The organism is Leeuwenhoekiella blandensis MED217 (genome assembly GCF_000152985.1).
GTDB lineage: Bacteria > Bacteroidota > Bacteroidia > Flavobacteriales > Flavobacteriaceae > Leeuwenhoekiella > Leeuwenhoekiella blandensis.
The window spans coordinates 1,780,769-1,804,480 of the sequence record NZ_CH672395.1; the positions used below are offsets into that span (position 1 = coordinate 1,780,769).

Genomic DNA, 23,712 nt, shown 5'->3' on the forward strand with positions numbered 1-23,712 from the left:
ATGATGAAAGAATTTAAAACAATTAAAATGAAAACATTAACGATAAAAAAATGTTCTGTTTGGAAAAAGCTTGGTGTTATCATGGTAATTCCTATGATGTTAAACTTACAATCTTGTGAGGACACTTTTTTAGATGTAGTACCAGATAATGTAGCAACAATTGATCAGGCATTTAAATTGCGTAACGAGGCCGAAAAATATTTGTTTACCTGCTATGCGTATATGCCTAGAAATGGAAATTTAATCCATAATCCTGCTATGTTGGCAGGTGACGAAATGTGGATACCTGATCAACGACAAGGTGTTGTAGCCTATTCACTAGATATAGCTATGGGTAATCAACGCGTATCAAACCCTTATTTTAATGCTTGGGACGGATATTATAATGGCGGTGGTCCTGCAGATCGATACAATCTTTTTGATGGCATAAGACACTGTAACATTTTTATTGAAAACTTAAGTGACCTTAGTAAGGTTCCGGACATTCAGCCTAGTGAGCGTGAACGTTGGATTGCCGAAGCTAAATTTCTCAAAGCATATTATCATTTTTACTTGATGAGAATGTATGGGCCAATACCAGTTATGAGAGAGAATATTCCTGTTGATGCGCCAAGTGAAGAATTAGATGTTAGTCGTGATAATTGGAATGAGAGTATCGCATATCTTATAGAACTATGTGATGAAGCTATCGCGATTTTACCTCCATCTATAACCGATATAAACTCAGAGCTAGGTAGAATTACAAGACCTATTGCTTTAGGTTTAAAGACACGTATTTTGCTAACCGACGCAAGCCCTTTATTTAATGGTAATTCAGATTTGGCTGGATTGGTAAATAAAGATGGTGCGCAATTGTTTGATACAGAGTATGATGCTTCAAAGTGGGAATTGGCAGCTGATGCAGCATTGCTGGCTATTGAAGCTTCTGAGGCTGCAGGACATTCATTATATGAATTTCCGGGTTCGGGATTCACCTTGACAGATACCACAACACAAAAGCTAACCATTAGAAATGCGGTTTCAGAGCGTTGGAATTCAGAAGTGATCTGGGGTAATACAGTAAGTAGAACAGGAGAAATTCAATTAAACGCGATGGCTCCATTGAATGTTGCTCATTCACCCAATAATGCGCGTAAAGTTATGTCTCCAACCCTCAAAATAGCACAGCAGTTTTATACTAAAAACGGAGTGCCTATTGATGAAGACACAACATTAGACTTTAGTGATATTCTTGAATTAAGAGAAGCAGGTGCAGCCGAAAAGAATAACATTAGACAGGGGTATAATACATCTATTTTAAATTATGACAGAGAACCAAGGTTTTATGCAGATTTGGGCTTTGACGGTTCTATATGGTATAAATACGATAGTGGAAACGAAGAAACTAGATTTCATATTGAAGGGAAATACAATGATTATGCAGGAAGTAATACAGCTTTCTTCTTTAATATGACAGGATATTATGTGAAGAAGTTAGTAAACTGGAATCAGAGTTTTGGAGAATCATCTGCATCGTATAGAGAGTATGCTTGGCCAGAATTAAGACTTGCAGATCTATATCTAATGTACGCCGAAGCACTCAATGAAGTGCAAGGTCCTTCCCCTGAAGTTTTTGAATATTTAGATAGAGTTAGAGATCGAGCAGGTTTAGAAGGTGTACAAGAATCTTGGGCTAACTTTTCATCAAATCCTAATAAGCCTAACTCTCAAGATGGGCTGAGAGATATAATTCATCAAGAGCGCAACATAGAAATGGCCTTTGAGGGAAGTCGTTTTTGGGATATCCGAAGATGGAAAGAGGCTTCACGTGAATTCAATGAGCCCATACGTGGGTGGAATGTTTTTGGAGAAGACGAGGCATCATATTATCAGGTAAGAACAATTTATCAACAGCGCTTTGTTTCTCCAAGAGATTATTTCTGGCCTCTCGCAGAAAATGCATTATTACAAAATTCAAATTTGGTTCAAAATTTAGGATGGTAATTAAAAAACAAAATTAAATAGAGATATTATGAAATGGAATTTATTTAAAAAGATGAGCTTTTATCTGATGGCCACTATGTTCATAGTGAGCTGTACAGAAGAAGATGTTAATGAGCCTTTAGAAAGTAATTCTGAAAAACCGGGGCAGGTATCAGATGTGAGAGTAGAGAATTTGGCAGGAAAAGCCAGACTAAGTTATACACTACCTAATGATCAAGACCTTCTGTATATCAAAGCAGATTATGTTTTAGAAAATGGTAGAGAGATGAATGTAAAATCATCATACTACAATAGTTCTGTGCTTTTAGAAGGGTTTTCTGGTAATTCAGAGGTTGAAATAGCAATAACTACGGTAAACAGAAGTGAAGTTGAATCAGATCCTGTTTATGTTACGGTTAATCCAGATTTGGCACCTATCTACGATATTTATGAGAGTCTAGAAGTTGCACCTGCATTTGGAGGTATTTTTGTTTCTGCAGACAATCCGGAACGAGAGGATATCGCTATTCTCATTATGGAAGAAGATGAGTACGGTGATTGGGTAACATTAGGAAACAGTATTTATACATCTACTAATGAAATTGCAAGTACACTTAGAGGGATGGATACTATAAATAAAAAGTTTGCCCTAGCCGTGAGAGATCGTTGGTTAAACTATACAGATACTTTGTTTGCTGATGTAAAACCGCTTTTTGAAGAAGCAATTCCAAAGTCGGGCTATAGAGGAGTTACATTACCTAATGATGCACCTCATCATCCTTCGACCTCATTAGAAGGTCTGTGGAATGGAAATATATGGGACTGGCCGCAAATATATTTAACTGCCGGAACGTACACAGCCTCTAACCATATATTCACTTTTGATATGGGGGTACAGGCTCAACTTAGTAGAATTGTGATATGGGATTATCCTGAATATTTTAATAATAGATCATACTACTATTTGGCGTGTCCTAAACGCTTTAGAATATACGGGTCAGATGTTTTAGAGACATCAGGAGATCTATCAGAATGGACATTATTAGGAGAGTATGAAGAAGTAAAACCTTCAGGTCTTCCTTATGGGCAGCAAACTAATGAAGATTTTGAAACTGCAAACGCCGGGTTCAGTTGGGACATTCCTATTGATATGCCTAGAGTAAGGTACATACGAATTGAAAACCTTGAAAATTGGGCAGGAGGTAAACAAATTGCAATAGCCGAACTTCAGGCATATGGTAATTCACAGTAATAACACATTAAAGTATTCATATGAAAACATATAAGAAACAATTTTTTCTCTTGCTGTGTTTTGTGGCTCTAGCCTTTACAGCGTGTTCAGATGAGATGGAAGAGTATAGAAAGTTCACTGAAGGAGGTGAAATTAACTATACAGAAAAATTAGACTCAGTAGAAGTATTTACAGGAAGAGAAAGACTGTATTTACGAGGAATCCTTAAAGCAGATCCTAAAGTTACAAGTTTTAGGGTGTACTGGAATAATAAGGCAGATTCTGTAGTAGTACCGGTAACCCGTACCAAACCAGTAGATACTCTGGGGGTATATATAGATAATTTAGAAGAAAATATATACAACCTTGAAGTACGCACCTATGATGATGAGTTAAATAGTTCTATACCTGTAAATGTAACAGCAGAGGTTTATGGCGAGCGATATCAAAATACACTGTATAACAGGCCAGTTATAAGTAATGTTTTAATTGGTACAGATCTGACTGTTAGTTATTCTTCAATGGATTTAACTACAGGGGTTTTAGGTACAGAAATTCAATATACTTCAAGCAATACTTCAGAAATGGAAGAATTGTTTGTGCCTATTGATTCGGCGATGGCTTTTATAGAAGATTTTACGAGTGGTTCAGAATATCAATACCGTACGATATTTAAACCAGAACCTACTAGTATAGATACGTTCTATACAGGCTATCAGGCTTATATACCAGAACCAAAATTAACAGATCCTCCATATCTTGTGAATAGCACATATCCTTTTGAAATTTTAGAAGGAGGAAGTAGATGGGGAACTCCAGCAGGCTGGATACATAATGAAGCTGCACTTAGTCACGATGGATACGGTGCTTTAGATGGAGAAATATTTGATCTAGAAAGTGGGTGGGGGCAACCTGACCTTATTAACGCTAAAGTTTATCAAACAGTAATCTTACCTGCAGGGACGTACGCTTATAGCATAAATATAGCAGAGCTTAATTATGAAGGAGCAGATAATAATTTAGACCAAGGGTATTTCACGGTAGCAAGAGGTCCACAATTACCTGATGTGTCAGAAGTAGAAACTTCATCTGAGACACTCGCATATGAACGTGTTAACAGGGCTAACGGACTTAATAGATTGCTTACCTTCTCTTTAGAAGAAACCACACAAGTATCTATAGGTGTTCAAACAACAAACGATCAAGGAGCAGGTAGGTATTTGAAAATTAATTCTTTTGCATTAAATCAATTTTCAGAAGCGCCATATCTTAAAAATGCATCAGTTCCTTTTAGACTTGCTACTCAAGGTAGTCGATGGGGGACTCCTGCAGATTGGATTCATAATGATGGAGCTATGAGTCATACAGATAATGGACCTCAAGGTGCATATGATGGTAACTCGGCTACTTGGGATTTAGAAAGTGGATGGGGACAACCCGATATTCTGAATGGCAAAGTGTACCAGGTTTTATTTCTTGAGCCGGGTACATACACCTATACGATAAACATCTTTGCTACAAATTATCAAGGCACACGCGGTACAGCAGATCAAGGCTACTTTGTGGTTGCAGAAGGTAATACGTTACCTGATGTGGTAGATGTCGAAGAAGCTGAGGAAACCTTAGTCTTTGAAAGAGTAGACTCAGAAAACGGAAATGTAAGTACGTTAACGTTTACAATTACAGAACCAACAGAGGTAGCTATTGGAGCTGAAACAACTAACGACGAAGGTGCAGGTCGTTATTTACAGGTCGAATCTTTTAGACTTGTTAAGCAATAAAATCTTTTAACAAAGAACAGGAAATACAGTTTAGCTATTTCCTGTTCTTTTTATTTCAATTGAATTATGAATGTAATTTGTATGCGTAGACTAGTATATTCCTTGCTATTTCTTCTGAGCTCACTATCGTGTAGTAGTTCTGATACTACAGACGACGCGGTTATAGAACCAACTCCAGAAAAGAATGTTGAACTCGCAGAATTAAACACTCAAGATGTAACAAATATAGATACTTTTAACGCTACTATACTTGCTGCTGTAACAGATGCCGGTGACGGAAGTATTTCTGAAAGAGGAATTTATTTAAGTACAACTCCTGATTCAGGTGATGGAGAAAAATTTTTGGCATCAACAATTAAGGGTTCAGGTGAATTTACTGTGAATCTAACAGGTTTACAACAAGCCACTACCTATTATGCTAAGGCCTATGCTGTAAATCAAGCAGGTGTAGCGTATGGAAATGAGATAAATTTCAAAACGCTAATTGCTGAGTCGGCTTTATTTGATACAGATGTAAAATCAGTCTCTGGAGCTCATGATATTTTTGTAGAAGTTAAATTGGTAGATCGTGGAGATTTACCCATCGCAGAAATAGGAGTTGTTTGGGGGACTGAAGAAGTACCTACAATAGAGGATAATAAATTAATGCACACTACGGTAGAGGATCATTTTAAGCAACGTATAACAGATCTTGAAGAAGAACATTTGTACTTTATACGTCCTTATATGATCTCAGAAGGAGAGGCTGTTTATGGTCGTCAGATGATTATTTCAACTATTAAGAAAGGAGAGTTTACCTGGTCTTTTAATGGAACCTTAAATTTAGACAATCCTACTCATGTACGTATTAAAGCGGCGTTTGATGAGGCTTGTATGTATTTCAACAACTTCACTTCGATCACAAAACATGTTACAGTTAATTATTCTCCCGGTACTCCAACAGCTGATGCAAATTTTGCAGGTTGGATCAATATGGGAGCTGTAGAAAGTTATCAAAGAACGGGTACAGCATTGCATGAAATGGCGCATACGGTTGGTATTGGTCAGCATTGGAGATTTGACGATTTATTTACAGATAACCGTTATAATGGAGAAAGAGCTAATGAAATCGTACAGTTAATGAGCGGTAATGACGAGGAGTATATTAGAAAATCTGGAGTGCACTTTTGGCCTTATGGAATTAATGGAGCACACGAAGATACCGGAGAAGAAGATTTATATATAACTCACTGTTTAATCTTACAGGGAATGAAGACTGATGGTTTGCCTTCAAATTGATAAATTTGAAACAATTAATTATAAACGTATTTTTTACGTTAATACCAGTTTATGAAATCACAGTATTATAAAATCCTTTTCATTTTAAGTCTTGCTTTTCTGCTTTTTTCCTGCAATTCTTCAAAATCACTTACACCTTTAAAAACTACCGAAGTTGGTCTTGGATGGTCTTCGAACTCGGTAAATACGGTGATTTTTAGACAGAATGCGATCACGACTTATAAAAACACACAGTTTACGGCCTATTATGATGCAAATTCCTTTTTGGTATTAGCGCAACGAACATTGCCTGATGGTATTTGGCAAACACAGCAAACAGCATATAAAGGAAATACTGCAGATGCGCATAATGCGATAAGTATCGCTGTTGATGGATTGGGTTACTTGCATGTGAGCTGGGATCACCATAATAATGAATTGCGCTATGCACGCAGTAAAGAACCATTATCGCTGGAATTAGGTGAAAAAATGCCGATGACAGGGAATTTAGAAAGTAGAATTTCATACCCTCAATTTTATAACCTTCCGTCTGGTGATCTGTTATTTATGTATCGCTCGGGTGAATCGGGTAGAGGTTCTCTAGTTCTAAATAAATATGACATAGCTCAAAAGGAATGGTCACAATTGCATAGCAATCTTATAGATGGCGAAGATGCGCGTAACGCCTATTGGCAAGCCTATGTAGATACACAAGGAACCGTGCATTTGTCTTGGGTTTGGAGGGAGACTTGGGATGTAGAGACCAATCACGATATCGCTTATGCCAAATCTTTAGATGGAGGAAAAACCTGGGTGGCATCAACAGAAAAGCCGTATGCATTGCCCATTACAGCAAGCTCTGCAGAATATGCTTGGGAAATTCCGCAGAATAGTAGTTTGATCAATCAAACAGCGATGACAGCAGATAAGGATGGGAATCCGTATATCGTGAATTACTGGAATACCGAAGGAACGACGCAATATCATCTGGTTTATAAAAAAGATGATGCCTGGAAGGTTGAAAATACAGGGTTTAGAACTACAGGTTTTACACTTGGAGGAGGAGGTACTAAGAAAATCCCGATCTCAAGACCAGAAATCATTTTAACGGAAAAAGCCAATAAAACCACCGCATTTTTAATTTTTAGAGATGACCTGCGCGGAAGCAAAATTAGCATTGCCTCAAAACAGTTAGCCTCTGAAACAGCTTGGAGCGTTCAGGATATTACTGTAGAAAGTGTTGGTGCCTGGGAACCTAACTTTGATAAAGAGCTTTTTAAAACACAGAAGCAATTGCATTTATTTAAACAACAAGTAATCCAGATTGATGGAGAAGGACTCAAAGAAAATGAAGCAACACCTGTAGAAGTCCTTGAAGTGAATCTTGATCAATTAACACAAAAAACTAATCAACCCTACTAAATATTTAATGAAACTAATGAAAAAAATTGCTTTAAGCCTTTTTAGCGTTTTTTGTCTTTTGACCTCTTACGCACAACAAAATGAATGGGAAAACCCCAAAATTATCGACCGAAACAAAGAAGAAGGTCGTGCATCTTTTGTGCTTTTTGAAAAAACTCAAAAAGCTAAAACACGTGATGCTTCACAATCTCAATTTTACAAAAGTCTCAATGGCGTATGGAAATTTGACATTGTGAAAACTCCGGCTGAACGCCCTACCGATTTTTATAAAACCGATCTTGACGACAGCTCGTGGAGCGACATAACAGTACCGTCAAACTGGGAGACTGAAGGTTTTGATCTGCCTATTTACACAAACGTTCAGTACCCTTTCAAAAAAGATATTCCTAAAATTGATCAAGAATATAATCCTGTTGGAAGTTACCGTACACAATTCAGTATTCCTGAAAATTGGGAGGATAAAGAAGTGTTATTGAGTTTTGGATCTATTTCAGGATATGCCCGCATTTTTGTCAATGGGGAAGAAGTAGGGATGACCAAAGCTTCAAAAACTCCGGCAGAATTCAATATCACTCAATTTTTGAAGAAGGGAGAAAATGTACTTGCAGTTCAGGTTTTTCGATGGCATGATGGGAGTTATTTAGAAGATCAGGATTTCTGGCGCTTAAGCGGAATTGAGCGGGATGTATTTCTTCAAGCGATGCCCAAAACCACCATTTGGGACTATAAAGTTGTGAGTGATTTGACCGCAGATTATACGTCCGGTTTATTTTCGGCAGAAGTCGATATGCGCACTTTTGAAAAAAGTAAAATCAAAAAGGCACGATTAGAAGTGGCTCTTTTTGATGAAAATGACAATTTGGTTTTCGCAGAAAAAAAAGAAGTACCTAAAAAAGGAGGGACAATTTCTTTTGAGCGATCGCTTCCTAAGATTCAAAAATGGAGCGGAGAAACTCCTACACTTTACACGTACACGCTTACTCTAGAAGACAAAAAGGGAAATCCGCTTGCAGCTACTTCCGGCCGTACCGGTTTTAGAAAAGTAGAGCTTAAAAATGCGCAACTTCTCGTAAACGGAAAACCGGTTACCGTACATGGCGTAAATCTGCACGAGCATCATCCAGACAAAGGTCACGTTCCAGATCTTGAAATTACACGTAAAGATTTTGAGTTGATGGCGCGCAATAATATCAATGCTGTGCGTATGAGTCACTATCCACACGGGCAACAGGTTTATGATCTGGCTGATGAATTTGGTTTTTATATTGTTGATGAAGCGAATATCGAAACGCACGGAATGGGAGCAGAATGGCAAGGTAATTTTGATAAATCAAAGCATCCGGCGTATTCTGAAGATTGGGCTGCAGCGCATCTTGATCGCATAAAAAGAATGTATGAGATGGATAAAAATCACGCATCAATTATCCTGTGGTCTATGGGTAACGAGTGTGGTAATGGTCCTGTTTTTTACGATGCCTACGACTGGTTAAAGGAAACCGATCCTACTCGTCTTGTAACTTTTGAACAGGCAGGCCAAAACCGAAACACCGATGTAGTCGCACCTATGTATCCCGGAATTAGACATATGAAAGAATATGCAGAACGTACCGATGTGACGCGACCGTTCATTATGTGTGAGTATTCTCACGCCATGGGTAACAGTAGCGGAAACTTTAGAGCATATTGGGATATAATTGATAGTAGTCCGCATATGCAAGGTGGATTCATCTGGGATTGGGTAGATCAAGGTTTACGTGCAGAAACCGAAGATGGTCGCGAGTTCTGGGCTTATGGTGGTGACCTTGGTGCAGAGAATCAACCGCATGATGAGAACTTTCTTGCCAATGGACTCGTAACTGCAGATCGTGTTCCACACCCTTCTTTAGTTGAAGTGAAAAAAGTTTATCAAAATATAGATTTTGAATGGGTAGGAAACAATCTCAGAATCGAGAATAAATACAATTATACCAACTTAGATCAGTTCGATTTTAAATGGGAACTTTTAAAAGATGGAAAGGTAACAGAAACAGGAACTTTTGAGGCTAGCGTAGCACCCAATGCTTATGAGCTCGTTGGTTTAGACCTTCCGGAGACCTCTGGTGCAGAATATTTCTTGAATGTTTACGCTACTACAAAGGAGGCTTCAGCTTTAGTTCCGGCAGGATATGAATTGGCTAAGGAACAATTTAAAGTTGGAGAAACCGATTATTTTGCTGAAAGCAAGGATTCTGAAACTGAAGAGCGTTTAAGCTATGAGCAAGAGGATGATCAAATCATCTTTAATGCTTCAGCGGTTTCCGGTGTATTCGACCTCAAGACCGGAAAATTAAGTAAATATCAATTGGCAGACGCTTCTACAGTGATCGCTCAATTTCCGCAGCCTTATTTTTGGCGTGCTCCAACAGATAATGATTTTGGAAACGGTATGCCAAGTCGTTTAAAGGTTTGGAAAGATGCAACCGCAAATGCCGTAGTAACCAAAAGTGAGTTGGGTGAACAAACTACTGAAGGACTTCCTATTACCGTTCATTACCAACTTCCGGAAATTGATGCAGCTTATACTGTCGACTATTTTATAGAAAATTCTGGAGACATAAAAGTTACCGCTTCGATCAAAATCAATGATGAAAAAACTACAGAAATGCCACGTTTTGGAATGCGTATGGTACTGAATGAAGCCTACGATCAATTAAAGTATTATGGTCGCGGACCTTTAGAAAACTATTCAGACCGAAAAGAAGCAGCTTTCTTTGGTACGTATGAAGATGATGTGAAGAATCAATTTACGTGGACGTACATTAGACCACAAGAATCAGGTTATCATACCGATACGCGCTGGTTAAGTCTTGCTAACGAAAGTGGCAAAGGTTTAAAAGTCATTGGAGCACAACCATTAGGATTTAGCGCATTGCACGTTTCAACCGAAGATCTAGATCCCGGAATGTCTAAAGATCAAAAGCACCCAACAGACATTACGGTAGAGGATGAGGTATTTTTACATATTGACTTAAAGCAAAGAGGCTTAGGCGGACTCAACAGCTGGGGACAATATCCTTTTAGAGAATATCGTCTGGAAGATAAAGAGTATACTTATACGTACACCCTTTCCTTATTTTAAAAAAAATAGAGATGAAGTATTTTAAACCTTTATGTATTGCAAGTGTATTGCTAATGCTGACTACATCACAAGTATGGAGTCAGCTTCCGGCTGTAGTTTCTAGTCCTGATGATCGTATTAAAGTGCATATTCAGTTAGAAGATCAAAAACCGGTTTATGCCGTACAACTTGATGGTGTTGTTTTTTTAGAGAATTCACCACTGGGTTTAAAAACTTCATTAGGAGATTTTTCTGAAGGATTATCTTTTGCTGCGCAAAGTACTACAGCAATAGCTAAAACCTACGAGCTTAAAAAGGCTAAAGTAAGTCACGTTGAATATCAGGCAAATGAGCTGATCGTAAAGTTTATAAATACTAATCAAGATACCTTGGCTGTTCAGTTTAGGGTAAGCAATGCTGATGTTGCTTTTGCATACAAACTCACGGCAAAGGAGCGCAATACCAAAGTGAAGATTCTAGAAGAAGCAACCGGATTCAATTTACCAGATGATGCTACTTCGTTTATCACTCCTCAAGCTTTACCGATGACAGGTTGGGAACAAACCAAACCTTCGTATGAAGAAGAATATACCTTTGACGAAGCTTTGGGAACCGAGTCGCAATACGGTGTAGGTTACACCTTTCCTGCTTTATTTAAGAATGAAGAAAAGGGATGGATTTTAATTTCTGAAACCAACGTTGACGGGAGTTATCCCGGTTCTCGATTAGGAGAATCAGATAAAAATGGCTTGTTTCCGTTAGCTTTTCCTCAGGAAGGTGAGAATAATGGTTTAGGAGATGCTTTTGCTGCAATGGCTATGCCGGCGCAAACTCCTTGGCGAACCATTACCGTGGGCAAAACATTAAAACCTATAGTAGAGACCACCGCTTCATTTGATCTTGTAGAGCAGCGTTATGCGCCTTCTCAGGAGTATCAAATGGGAAGAGCAACGTGGAGCTGGATCGTTTGGCAAGATAACAGCATCAACTACGAAGATCAAATTGAATATATTGACCTTGCTGCTGCTTTAAATTTTGAATACGTACTTATTGATAACTGGTGGGATGCCCGCATAGGTCGCGATAAGATTGAGGAGTTGGTAAAGTATGCCAATTCAAAAGATGTTGATGTGGTTTTATGGTATAACTCTAATGGTTTTTGGAGTAATGCGCCGCAAACTCCACAAGATTTTATGAATACCGCTTATAAACGCCAAAAAGAGATGGCTTGGTTGAAAGAAATAGGAGTTAAAGGTTTAAAAGTTGACTTTTTTGGCGGTGACAAGCAGATGACGATGCAACTTTATGAAGATATATTGAACGACGCCAATACGTACGGTCTGGCAATTACTTTTCACGGCTGTACTATTCCACGTGGTTGGGAAAAAATGTATCCAAACTACGTGACTTCAGAAGCAGTGCGTGCATCAGAAAATTTAATTTTTACGCAATATGCACTCGACAAACACGCTTATTACAGTACGATTTTACCATTTACACGTAATCCCATAGGTGCAATGGATTTTGCTCCGGTGTTCTTGAACAAGCGTTTGAGCCGTGATCAAAAGGGAGGAACCGTGCGTAAAACTACAGACGCTTTTGAACTGGCAACTGCAGTTCTTTATTTTTCACCGATTCAGCATTTTGGCTTAACACCAAACAATCTTGAAGAGCAGCCTGAATTTGTTTTAGACTTTTTGCGAGAAGTGCCTACAGTTTGGGACGAGACCGTTTATGTGGGCGGTGAACCGGGCGATTACGCAGCAATAGCGCGTAGAAAAGGAGATACCTGGTATCTGGCAGTAACAAATGGAGAGCAAGCAAAGAAGACGCTGGAATTAGACTTACCCATGTTTAAAGGTATCGAAGCAACCCTAATTTATGACGCAAAAGACAAATCTGCTGCTCAAAAAACAGTTAAAGTCAAAAAGAACGGAAAATTAAAAATTGATGTTCTTGGTGAAGGAGGAGCCTTATTAATCTCAAAATAATGAAACTGAATTTCCAACATATCGCCGGTTTTTGTGGAGCGCTCTTCTGTATGATACTAACTGCTCTTATGGGCAGCTGTAAATCTTCAGCAGAGAAGTCGATAGAAGAAGCTATTCAGGTTCCAAGTGGGTATGAATTGATTTGGCACGACGAATTCGATTCCGGTGCAAAACCAGATCCGGATTCCTGGTCTTATGAGAACGGATTTGTGCGCAACGAAGAATTACAATGGTATCAAGAGGATAATGCTTCGATACAGGATGGTCATTTGGTAATTACCGGAAAGAAGGAAAAGGTTAACAATCCCAATTTTGAGGCAAAGAGCACGAATTGGAAAAAGAATCGGGAGCAGTCAGCCTATACTTCTTCGAGTATCAATACCCGTGGTAAGTTTCAGTTTAAATATGGCATTGTAGAAGTGCGCGCAAAAATTGATACCGCAAGCGGCATGTGGCCGGCAATCTGGACTTTGGGTATTGATAAAGGATGGCCATCCAATGGCGAGATCGACATGATGGAATTCTACCAAATAGACGGTAAACCTCATATTCTGGCTAATGCGGCTTGGGGTGCTAATTGGAGGAATGTATCCTGGGACAGTGAAAAAATTCCGTTTGCTGAATTTTTAGAAAAAGACCCGCAATGGCCTGAAAAATTCCACATCTGGAAAATGGATTGGACTTCAGAATCTATCAAACTCTATTTAGACGGCGAATTACTCAATGAAATCCAACTCAATAAAACGCAAAATCCTGATGGCTTTAATGGCTTTCAACAACCGCATTATCTTTTGCTCAACCTTGCTATAGGTTCTAACGGGGGAAAACCTGGGGAAAATGCCTTTCCGGGAGAATACCGCGTAGATTATGCACGAGTTTATCAAAAAAGTAAAAACACTAACTAATAGATTAGCAATGAATAACCACTTTAAAATAGTTCTATTAACTGTAGCTTTGACTGTTGTTTTCAGTAGTTGTAAAAGCAAAGGAGACAATACCACTCAGAAGCAAGATGCTGATATTGAGCAAACCATGATTCCCCAGGAAAAGGATTCGGTTTTAGCTATTATTGAAAAGGTAAACACACACTGGCAAGAAGCGCATCCCGAGCCAAATTTTGCATTTTGGCATCCCGCGGCCTATCATACCGGGAATATAGAGGCTTATAAATTGACAGGAAATGAAGAGTTCTTAGCCTATTCTGAAGCCTGGGCAGAGCATAACAAATGGATGGGAGCAAAATCTGATGATAAATCAGCCTGGAAATACAACTACGGAGAAACCGATGATCACGTACTTTTTGGAGACTGGCAAATTGCATTTCAAACCTATATAGACCTCTATACGCTTGAAGGTTCAACAGACCCTTCAAAGATTGCCCGAGCAAAAGAAGTGATGGAGTATGAGATGAGCACGCCAAATAACGATTACTGGTGGTGGGCAGATGGTTTATATATGGTGATGCCGGTAATGACCAAATTGTATAAAGTCACAGGAAACGAGCAGTATCTGGATAAACTCAACGAGTATCTGGCCTATTCAGACAGCATTATGCTCGATGAAGAAACCGGATTATATTTTCGCGATGCGAAATATGTTTACCCTAAGCATAAAAGTCTCAACGGAAAGAAAGACTTCTGGGCGCGTGGAGACGGTTGGGTCTTTGCCGGTTTAGCTAAGGTGCTTCAAGATTTGCCTGAGAATTCTCAGTATCGGGAAGCATTTGAAAGCCGTTTCAAAAAAATGGCTGTAACCCTTAAAGAAGCTCAGCAGCCAGAAGGCTATTGGACGCGCAGTATTCTAGATCCTGAGCACGCTCCTGGACCAGAAACCAGCGGAACAGCATTCTTTACTTATGGATATTTATGGGGAATAAATAATGATCTTCTTGATGAAGAAACCTATTTGCCGGTTGTAGAAAAAAGCTGGGAATATCTTACTGAAGTTGCTTTGCAAGAAGACGGAAGCGTGGGTTATGTACAACCTATTGGAGAAAAAGCCATTCCCGGGCAAGTGGTAGATGTAAATTCGACAGCAGATTTTGGAGTCGGAGCGTATTTGCTTGCAGCTTCAGAAATGGCACGCTTTGTCGATTCAGAATAAATAACAGTTATGATTTTAGTAAAACAAATAAAGTACATCACCGGTTTTTGCGTGGTGCTAATCACTATGGCTTCCATTGAAGCTCAAGAAATAAAACCTGCCAAGCAAGTTGATGGTGAAATGCCCCTTTTTGAGGTAGAAGATCCAGATTATGAGTTGAGCCCAATGACGGGAATGACGCGTAAGCATTGGGAAGATGCAGCACGCTATTTGCTTGAAGGAGCCTTTAGTTATATTGATGATCTAGATGATCCGATGAAGTTCCCTAAACTTCCCGGAAAGAGTTATCCGCACGATATAAGTCGTGTTCCAACCGAAAAATTAGAAGGCCTCGTACGTACGTTATTTGTTGCGGCTCCTTTGCTTAAAAAGGAACCGGACCTTACCTTAAACGGAATAAAAGTAGCCGAATATTATCAGCATCAAATTCCGAAGCTTGCAAATCCCAATAGCGAAGCATTTATAAAACCACGGGGTAACGGTGGACCAAGTCAGAATCTGGTTGAGTATGGTGCGCTGGCAATTTCCTTATTTATTTCTCCAGAAACGCTTTGGGAGCCCTTAAGTCAGGAAGATAAAGATGCGCTGGCAGCTTCTATGCTGAGTTATGGTGACGGACCAACGGTACCTTCAAACTGGAAATTCTTCAACATTTTTGTGCTGAGTTTTTTTGATGCGCAAGGGTATGAGGTAAACAAACCTTTACTTGAAGAATATTTGAATAAATCACTGGCAGATTATCGCGGCCAAGGTTGGTATAATGATAATCCGGCCTACGATTATTACAGTATGTGGGCATTTCAGGTTTATGGCCCGATGTGGGCATCGGTGTACGGTAACACCCATTATCCGGAGATCGCTAAAGCCTTTAAAACCAATTTTCAAGATTTGGTCTATCACTATCCGTATATGTTTTCAGAAGATGGAGAAATGATCATGTTCGGGAGAAGTATAAGTTATCGCATTGCGTCTATCAGTCCGTTTCCGTTTGCAGGAACGCTTGATGACGATACGATCAATTTGGGCTGGTTGCGTCGTATTTCTTCGGGGGTGTTGCTTCAGTTCTTAGAGAATCCTGAGTTTTTGAAAGATCGAATCCCAACTCTAGGCTTCTATGATCATTTTGAACCTGCAGTACAAAATTATAGCACGCGAGGTAGCGTATTCTGGATGGGTAAAGCCTTTTTAGGATTGCTGCTTCCGGAACATAATGCGTTTTGGACCGCAACCGAAAATGAAGGACCTTGGGCATCTCGATTTGAAGATGATGCGGTGTATAACAAATTTCAAGCAGCTTCAAACGTATTACTAACAGATTACCCCGGGATTGGAGCTTCAGAAATCAGAGCCTGGTGTCACGAGCGTAAAGCAGACGACTGGCAAGGGTTCCGCAGTAGTGAGAACTATAACAAGTTGTCGTATAATTCGGCATTTCCTTGGCAAGCCGATGGCGTAGACGGTACCATCTCGATGAATTATGTTTTTAAAAATGCAAAAGAAGAATGGGAACCTTGGCGACTGTATACTTTTAAAAAATATGAAGACGGCAAATACTACCGTGACGCCATTTTAGAAACTAATGATCAGGTACATATGCAGTTGGTTGACATCCCATTAGCAAACGGTATTTTGCGCGTAGATAAGCAGACAAGTGAGGTGCCTGTTGCTATGCGTCTTGGGCATTATGCGCTTCCTGAAGTAAACGGAAAAACAATTGAGCAAAGCACTCAAAAAGTAGGTGATTATACTGCGACCATCATTGATAATGGGCAATATCAACTCGCTATGGTACCGCTTTCAGGATGGGAAAATATTGCCGTATTAGAAAAAACCGACCTGAATCCGGTTTCTGATGACAGTGCCGTGATCAATGTGTCTGCAGAATTTTTGCCAAAGGCTAAAAACAAAATCTATGCAACGCTTATGCTTTGGAAAAAATCAGGCGAAGCTTGGAAAGAAGAGGAGTTGTTGCCGGTGAACAGTCTAGAGTCAAAAGCAAACAAGGTTGAGGTTAAAATGACATCGGGTGAATTACATAGTATCACTTTTGATTAATTCTGGCGTATTTATAATGCTCTGGTAAAGCTATATTCAACACAATAATATTTAGATAATGCGTATGTTCTCCTTTAGATTTTTAATAGTCCTTGTCCTTATTTGTTCACCAATTTTAAAAGCACAAGAATTGCCCGAATGGCAAAATCTGAGTGTAGTTACGCAAAACACCGAGTCGCCTCGATCTACGTTTTACGTTTATGATTCTGAGGAAGAAGCTGTTGAAAATGAATATTACAAATCAGAAAATCTTTTGCTGCTTAACGGCACTTGGAAGTTTAACCTCTCAGACACTCCAGAGCAGCGTCCAAAAGCGTTCTACAAGTCAGATTTCAACACTGCAGACTGGGATGATATTAAAGTTCCGGGGGATTGGCAGATGCAGGGGTACGATTTTCCCTTGTATGTGAGCGCCGGATATACGCATAGAATTAATCCACCTTTTGTAGATACGATTTATAATCCTGTAGGTTCGTATAAGCGAGAATTTATTATTCCGCAGGATTGGAAGGAAAAGCAGATCAAGCTGTATTTTGGAGGAGTTACCAGTGCATTTTATGTTTGGATCAACGGGCAAAAAGTGGGTTATGATGAAGACGCAAAAACACCTTCTGAGTTTGATATTACGTCTTTTGTAAAACAAGGCAACAATGAGATCGCTGTGGAAGTCTATCGCTGGAGTGACGGTACCTATCTTGAAGATCAGGATTTCTGGCGCCTAAGCGGAATAGAACGTGATGTGTATGTTTATGCACAGCCTAAAGCACATATTCAGGATTTCTTTTTCAAAGCGGGACTTGATACTGAATACATTGACGGAATTTTCGATGGAAAAATCGCATTAAGAAATGACGGGACAACTACTGAAAATCTTCAGCTTGATTTGAAAATTCGCGATGCTAATGAAGAACTGTATAGCGCAACTCAAAGCCTAAAACTTGCTTCAGCGAAAACTGATACACTTCAGTTTCAAGAAACTTTTGAAACTATAGAGCCTTGGAGCGCAGAACATCCTAAGTTGTATCAAGTGGTGCTTTCCCTGAGAAAAGGAGACGAACTTTTGATGAGTACTTCGGCTAAAATAGGCTTTAGAACCAGCGAGATCAAAAACGGAAATTTACTGGTTAACGGGAAACCTATTCTGCTAAAAGGGGTCAATCGACACGAACATGACCAGCATACGGGTCACGTGATTTCAAAAGAATCGATGCTGGAGGATATCAGGCTCTTTAAAGAAAATAATATCAATGCGGTGCGCAATTCGCATTATCCTAACGATCCGTTGTGGTATGCCCTCTGCGATGAGTATGGCATTTATATGGTTGATGAAGCCAATATAGAAACGCATGGTTTTGGTTATGATGAAGATAAAACGCCCGCAAACAAACCGGAGTTTGCCTTAATGCATCAAGACCGACTTGAAGCAATGGTGGAGACCAACAAAAATCACCCGTCGATCATCATTTGGTCTATGGGGAACGAAGCCGGCGATGGCCCCGCTTTTATTGATGGCTATCACTGGATCAAAAACCGCGATAACACACGACCGGTGCAATATGAGCGTGCAGAGCGTGGTAAGAGTTTTCAAGAACCGCACACCGATGTCATCCCGTGGATGTATGCCCGTATGGATTATATCGAAGAACATTATCTGGGCAAGTATCCCGATCGCCCGTTTATTTGGTGTGAATATGCACACAGTATGGGGAACAGCACGGGAAATCTGAGCGATTTGTGGGATTTTGTATATAAACATGACCAAGTGCAAGGCGGCTTTATTTGGGATTGGGTAGATCAAGGTTTTGTGAAAAAAGACAGCACCGGAACTGAATATTGGACGTATGGCGGTGATTATGGTCCCGACCGGTATCGCAATGATGGAAATTTTGTATTGAACGGTTTGGTCAATCCTGATCGCAGTCCGCACCCGGCTTTAGCTGAAGTAAAGCACGTGTATCAAGATGTGAAAATTAGTTTAGTTGATACGCTTCAGCGAAAGTTTAAACTGGAAAACCGATTCTTCTTTACCAATTTAAACATGTACGCGATCAGTTATGAAGTGTTGAAGGACGGAAAAATTATCGCTGAAGATAAGCTTCCTACTTTTGATGTAGCACCACAGCAGTCGGTAGATTTTTCAATAAAAACCCTTGAACTTCCCGAAGATGGAAGCGAGTATTTTATCAATTTCAGTATAACAACGAAAGGCGCATCTGCAATGCTTCCTGCTGCTTTTGTAATTGCTCAAGATCAGATTTTACTTCAAAAAGCAGCACCGCTTGTATTTGCACCCAACTTGGACAAGAAAAAGCTTAAAACCAAAAGTACACGGGATGCGCTTGAAGTTTCTGGGGAAGATTTCAGTTTACATTTTGATAAAACAACCGGAAGCTTGACCAAATGGACGTATAAAGATCAGGATTATCTATTGAAAGCACCACGAGCGAACTTTTGGCGTGCGCCAACAGACAATGATTTTGGTAATAATTATCAAAGGCGAGGTAAACTTTGGAAAGACGCTTCAGAAAATCAGAAGTTGATTCAATTTGAAACCTTGGCAAAAACTAAAGATTCTGTGATTTTTGAATCGACATTTGCATTAGACACGCTTGAGGCTACAACAAAAATACGCTACACGCTTTATAAAGACGGAAACTTAAAAATCTATGAGAAACTAGAATATTCCGGTGCTGAAGATATTGCTGAGCTTCCGCGGTTTGGAATGAATTTGATCCTTCCGAAGGAATTTGATCAAGTAAAATGGTACGGCCGCGGCCCCTTTGAGAATTATCAAGACCGTAAAGAAGCGGCTTTTGTGGGTATTTATGAAGCTTCAGTGGCCGATTTATATTTCCCTTACATTCGACCACAAGAAAATGGTTATCGCACCGAAAACCGCTGGCTGCAACTTACAGACGCTCAAGGAAGCGGCTTTCAAATACTGGGATTACCGGAGTTTTCATTCAGCGCACATCACAATTATACTGCTGATTTTGACCCGGGAACTCGTAAAGCACAGCGTCATACCACAGATATAAAACCTCGGGATTTGATCAGTCTTCATATTGATTACAGGCAAACCGGAGTTGGTGGCGATAACAGCTGGGGTGCAAAACCACTAGAAAAATACCAACTGAAGCCTCAAGATTATGAATTCAGTTTTATCGTCAAGCCTATAAATTAAAACGTATGCATACTTTAAAAGCATCAAAGAGTTCCCGGATTAATTTTTTAATCAAACTAAAAACCGGTCTTTGTGCTTTTATGTTCATGCTAATAAGTTCTGCTCTAAAAGCACAGAACGACATCGCAACTAAAGAGGCTCTGGCCGAAAAAGTATACCTACAAACAGACCGAAGTAATTATACTTTAGGTGAAACTATATGGTTTAAGGCGATTGTCGCACAGGCAAAAGATAATGTTCCTTCAGCGTTAAGTGGCGTTTTGCACGTAGAGTTGATAGACCCTTTTGAGACCGTTGTAGGTGAAAAACTGTTGGATTTAGAAACCGGAATTGCAAACAATTATTTTGATATTCAAAATTTCTACAGTCCGGGTACCTATCAATTGAGAGCTTACACGCAGTGGAATAAGAATTTTAAGTCTGACTTTATTTTTAAAAGTTACCTCAGCATAACAGAAGACAAAGCGCTGAATGATGTAGTTCAAAAAATAGATGCAGATGATCAGGACACCACGAGATTCCTGTTCAAGCCTGAGCTTATTGATAGTACCACCAGTTCTAAATTTGATTTAGAACTGGCTTATGACGACCGAGTAAAGAAGCAGGTCATTCGTAAAAACAGCTCCGGGTATTTTCTATTGGAACAAGATTTTCCTGAAGGTACAGCTTGGGTGCATATGAAGTTAATAACCGAATCAGGAAAAGAATGGAGCGAAAGCATTCCTTTGTCACAGCCGGCTATTGACATTCAGTTTTTACCAGAAGGAGGTAGCTTAATCGCCGGGATCAATAACCTAATAGGATTTAAGGCGATTAACGAGAAAGGAAAAGGCGTGGCAGTTACAGGGACTGTGTACGACGAGGCAAATAATGTCATTACCTCATTTAAAAGTAATAAACTGGGTATGGGGCGCATCTATATCTTTCCAAAACCTGAAGCAAGCTACAGAGTTGAACTGAAAGAGCCTCACGAGGATCTCAAGCTTAGTTATTCGTTTACAGATGTGGTAGAGAAGGGGAGTACACTTTCGGTCAATGAGGTCGGAAATAATCTAGCCGTGCTCATCAATTCAACTCAATTTGTAAATGATTCAGTGTATGTAGAAGTAAGCAGCAGGGGATTGATATTAGGTGAAATAGCTAGAAAGCTAAAGGCCGGAAAGCAGACTTTAATGTTTTCAAAAGAATCGCTACCTGCTGGAATTATTGTTTTTAGTCTTAAAGACCAAAATAAGAATCCCTTAGCCGAACGTTTGTTTTTTAATAATCTGGAAATAGAAGCGCTTCCAATCGACTTTAAGATGGCTAAGAGCTCTTATAAAACGGGTGAAGAAGCAAACCTTGAATTTTCTGCATCTGGAATAGCACAACTAGCCAGTGCGTCGGTAGTTGTAATTCCGAAAGAATTAGGCAATGATCAAAACATTTGGAACTATTTTATGCTCAGTTCAGAATTAAGAGGAACTATTGAAAAACCTTCATTTTATTTTGAAGACACCCATCTTGTTAAACCAGATGAACTCGATAATTTACTATTGACTCAGGGTTGGCGAGGTTACGCGTTTAATACAGCTTTAGATGAAGAACAGATGAACGTTTTGCCTGAATTTGCACTGGGTGTTGAGGGAGCGGTCGCAGCCCTTTTTAATAAAGATAAAATGAAAGAAGGTGTTGACGTCAGCTTAATGGTTTTTGGTGAAGAGCAAAGTTTTTACACTCAAAAGACTGACAGTCTGGGAAGGTTTAATTTTCTTTTGCCTCCAATGGAAGGCAGACGGGTAAGGGCGGTGTTACAAACCAAAAATGATGCTGGTAAAAACCGAAATTATACGTTGAGTCTAGCCGAGGCAAATAAACCGAAAATACAGTACGATCGAACTCAAGCTTTCTTCAAACAAAATAATTTACAATCTAAGGTTTTTCAGCAATCAGAAAGTGAGGGGGCGTCTGATTCTTTTTTTGATTATGATCCTGAAGTCAACCAGTTAGACGAAGTGGTGATCAGCAATTATGAACTTACGCCGCAACGTCAAAAAGTAATGGACACCTACGGTAAACCCGATGTTGTTATAGATGGCCGGGAGCTTGAAAGTAAAGAAAATGAATACAACCGTGGTTTGTATGGAGTGCTCTTGCAGTCTTTTGGTGATAAAATCAGTTTTCAAATGTATCAAGACAGCACCGGTGTTCGCTATCAAAAGGCAGTGGTAACCGGTGGTATGGAAACAATAGTGCTCGTCGACGGAATTCCGGTTTTGGATGATGCCTACCAGTTTTTGCCTAATCTACCGCCCAGCGAGGTGAAAAGCGTCGAAATTCTTGATGGAATCACTAAAAATTTTATGCCGCTCTACCGAAGGGTTTATCCGTTTAAAGATACGCAGTCGACTCCAATTCAGGGTTGCATTTTGGCCATATATACGTATAGTGGCAACGGGCTATATACCGCCACGAAGTCGAAGGGAATTTTGAAAACCTCAATTCCTGTATTTGCACCAACTAAAGAATTCTACATTCCAAAATATCAGCCTGAAAAGTCTGCCTTAGGTCCCGGAGATAACAGTGTAAGTCTTTATTGGAATCCTGACCTGAAGCTAAAAGACAAAGAGGTGATTAGTTTAAATATTCAAAATAATGAAATCCCAGGAACCAAAACCGTTCGTATCGAGGTCATTGCTACGAACGGAAGAATAGGCTATAAGAATATTGATTATGAGGTAAAAGATTAAGGCAAATCTTCACCTTTAGAAGCGATATAGATTTTATACCATTGCTCCAGACTTAATTCGATTTTAAGGGCGTCAACAGCACTTTTAATTCGCTTGATGTGTTGTGATCCCACAATTGGCATAATCCCGGTAGGATGCTTTAAAAGCCACGCATACATCACCTGATCAATATCTGTATTCAATGCTGCTGCAATAGTTTTTAAGACAGCAGCTAAGCGCTGTTCTTTTTCTGTTTTTGGATTGAAAATTGCACCGCCGGCAAGTGGCGACCACGCCATCGGTTTAATCTTATGTTTTAAGAAATATTCGGTATTCTCATTCTCAAAATGCGCTAAACAACTCACAGAGATCTCAACCTGATTGGTCGCTAAGGGCATATCAAGATAACTTTGCAGGGTATCAAATTGCGCCGGACTAAAGTTTGATACACCAAAGTTGAGCACTTTACCGCTACTTTTAAGTTGATCAAAAGCCTTAGCAACTTCTTCAGGATTGAAAAAAGGCGCAGGGCGGTGCAGCAATAAAAGGTCAAGACGATCTGTGCCTAAGTTTTTAAGTGAAGTTTCAGCTTGTTTTATAATGTATTCGGTGCTGTAATCATAGATTTTAATGTCAAGCTCCGGATTGTAATCGGTAGCCATTTTGATGCCGCACTTGCTTATCAATTCCATCTTTTCGCGCAGCTCAGGTTTCAGTGCCAATGCACGGCCAAAATAAGCTTCACAGGTGTGATTTCCGTAGATATCTGCGTGATCAAAAGAGGTGATTCCCAATTCCAGAACTTGCTCAATGAGCTTTAAAAGTTGGTCGTCGCTCAAATTCCAATCGCGTAAACGCCAGTATCCGTGAACGATGCGTGATAAGCTTAAGTTGTCATTAAGTGCAATTCTATTTTCCATA

13 protein-coding genes are annotated in these 23,712 nt (G+C 39.6%); 12 read left to right on the forward strand and 1 reads right to left on the reverse strand.

The window, feature by feature from the left end; translation table 11 throughout:
* The first annotated feature begins 27 nt into the window (after positions 1–27).
* The 12 genes from MED217_RS07660 to MED217_RS07715 all read left to right on the forward strand — a co-directional run bounded on the left by MED217_RS07660 (position 28) and on the right by MED217_RS07715 (position 22,812).
* Complete coding sequence (locus MED217_RS07660; RefSeq protein ID WP_230199248.1) at positions 28–1,983, forward strand: RagB/SusD family nutrient uptake outer membrane protein; 1,956 nt, start codon at positions 28–30, stop codon at positions 1,981–1,983.
* A 28-nt stretch (positions 1,984–2,011) separates the two neighbouring features.
* Positions 2,012–3,214 carry a DUF5000 domain-containing lipoprotein gene (locus MED217_RS07665; protein ID WP_009779928.1) on the forward strand — a complete coding sequence of 401 codons (1,203 nt, stop codon included), beginning with the start codon at positions 2,012–2,014 and terminating at the stop codon, positions 3,212–3,214.
* Between the two features lie 20 nt (positions 3,215–3,234).
* Complete coding sequence (locus tag MED217_RS07670) at positions 3,235–4,974, forward strand: DUF4998 domain-containing protein (RefSeq protein WP_009779929.1); 1,740 nt, start codon at positions 3,235–3,237, stop codon at positions 4,972–4,974.
* An 81-nt stretch (positions 4,975–5,055) separates the two neighbouring features.
* Entirely contained in the window at positions 5,056–6,252 is a 1,197-nt protein-coding gene (locus tag MED217_RS18495; RefSeq protein WP_050759319.1) for a hypothetical protein, read from the forward strand.
* A gap of 51 nt (positions 6,253–6,303) precedes the next feature.
* Positions 6,304–7,653, forward strand: coding sequence for a BNR repeat-containing protein (locus MED217_RS07680; protein ID WP_009779931.1), 1,350 nt, complete (start codon positions 6,304–6,306; stop codon positions 7,651–7,653).
* A gap of 16 nt (positions 7,654–7,669) precedes the next feature.
* Positions 7,670–10,771: a beta-galactosidase, LacZ type gene (locus MED217_RS07685; protein WP_009779932.1), complete on the forward strand. Its 3,102-nt coding sequence runs from the start codon at positions 7,670–7,672 to the stop codon at positions 10,769–10,771.
* 11 nt (positions 10,772–10,782) lie between these two features.
* Positions 10,783–12,741, forward strand: a complete 1,959-nt coding sequence (locus MED217_RS07690) for a glycoside hydrolase family 97 protein (protein WP_009779933.1) — start codon at positions 10,783–10,785, stop codon at positions 12,739–12,741.
* Positions 12,741–13,646 carry a glycoside hydrolase family 16 protein gene (locus MED217_RS07695; RefSeq protein WP_009779934.1) on the forward strand — a complete coding sequence of 302 codons (906 nt, stop codon included), beginning with the start codon at positions 12,741–12,743 and terminating at the stop codon, positions 13,644–13,646. The genes MED217_RS07690 and MED217_RS07695 overlap by 1 nt, the downstream gene beginning before the upstream one ends.
* Positions 13,647–13,656: 10 nt before the next feature.
* Entirely contained in the window at positions 13,657–14,844 is a 1,188-nt protein-coding gene (locus MED217_RS07700) for a glycoside hydrolase family 88/105 protein (protein WP_230199249.1), read from the forward strand.
* A gap of 9 nt (positions 14,845–14,853) precedes the next feature.
* On the forward strand, positions 14,854–16,899 hold the full coding sequence (locus MED217_RS07705) for a DUF2264 domain-containing protein (protein ID WP_009779936.1): 2,046 nt from the start codon (positions 14,854–14,856) through the stop codon (positions 16,897–16,899).
* Positions 16,900–17,029: 130 nt separating this feature from the next.
* Entirely contained in the window at positions 17,030–20,083 is a 3,054-nt protein-coding gene (locus tag MED217_RS07710; RefSeq protein ID WP_009779937.1) for a beta-galactosidase, LacZ type, read from the forward strand.
* 5 nt (positions 20,084–20,088) lie between these two features.
* Positions 20,089–22,812, forward strand: coding sequence for a hypothetical protein (locus MED217_RS07715; protein WP_009779938.1), 2,724 nt, complete (start codon positions 20,089–20,091; stop codon positions 22,810–22,812).
* On the opposite strand, the gene MED217_RS07720 is transcribed toward MED217_RS07715, so the two are convergent.
* On the reverse strand, positions 22,809–23,711 hold the full coding sequence (locus MED217_RS07720; protein ID WP_009779939.1) for an aldo/keto reductase: 903 nt from the start codon (positions 23,709–23,711) through the stop codon (positions 22,809–22,811). The genes MED217_RS07715 and MED217_RS07720 overlap by 4 nt on opposite strands.
* Between the last annotated feature and the right edge of the window lies 1 nt (position 23,712).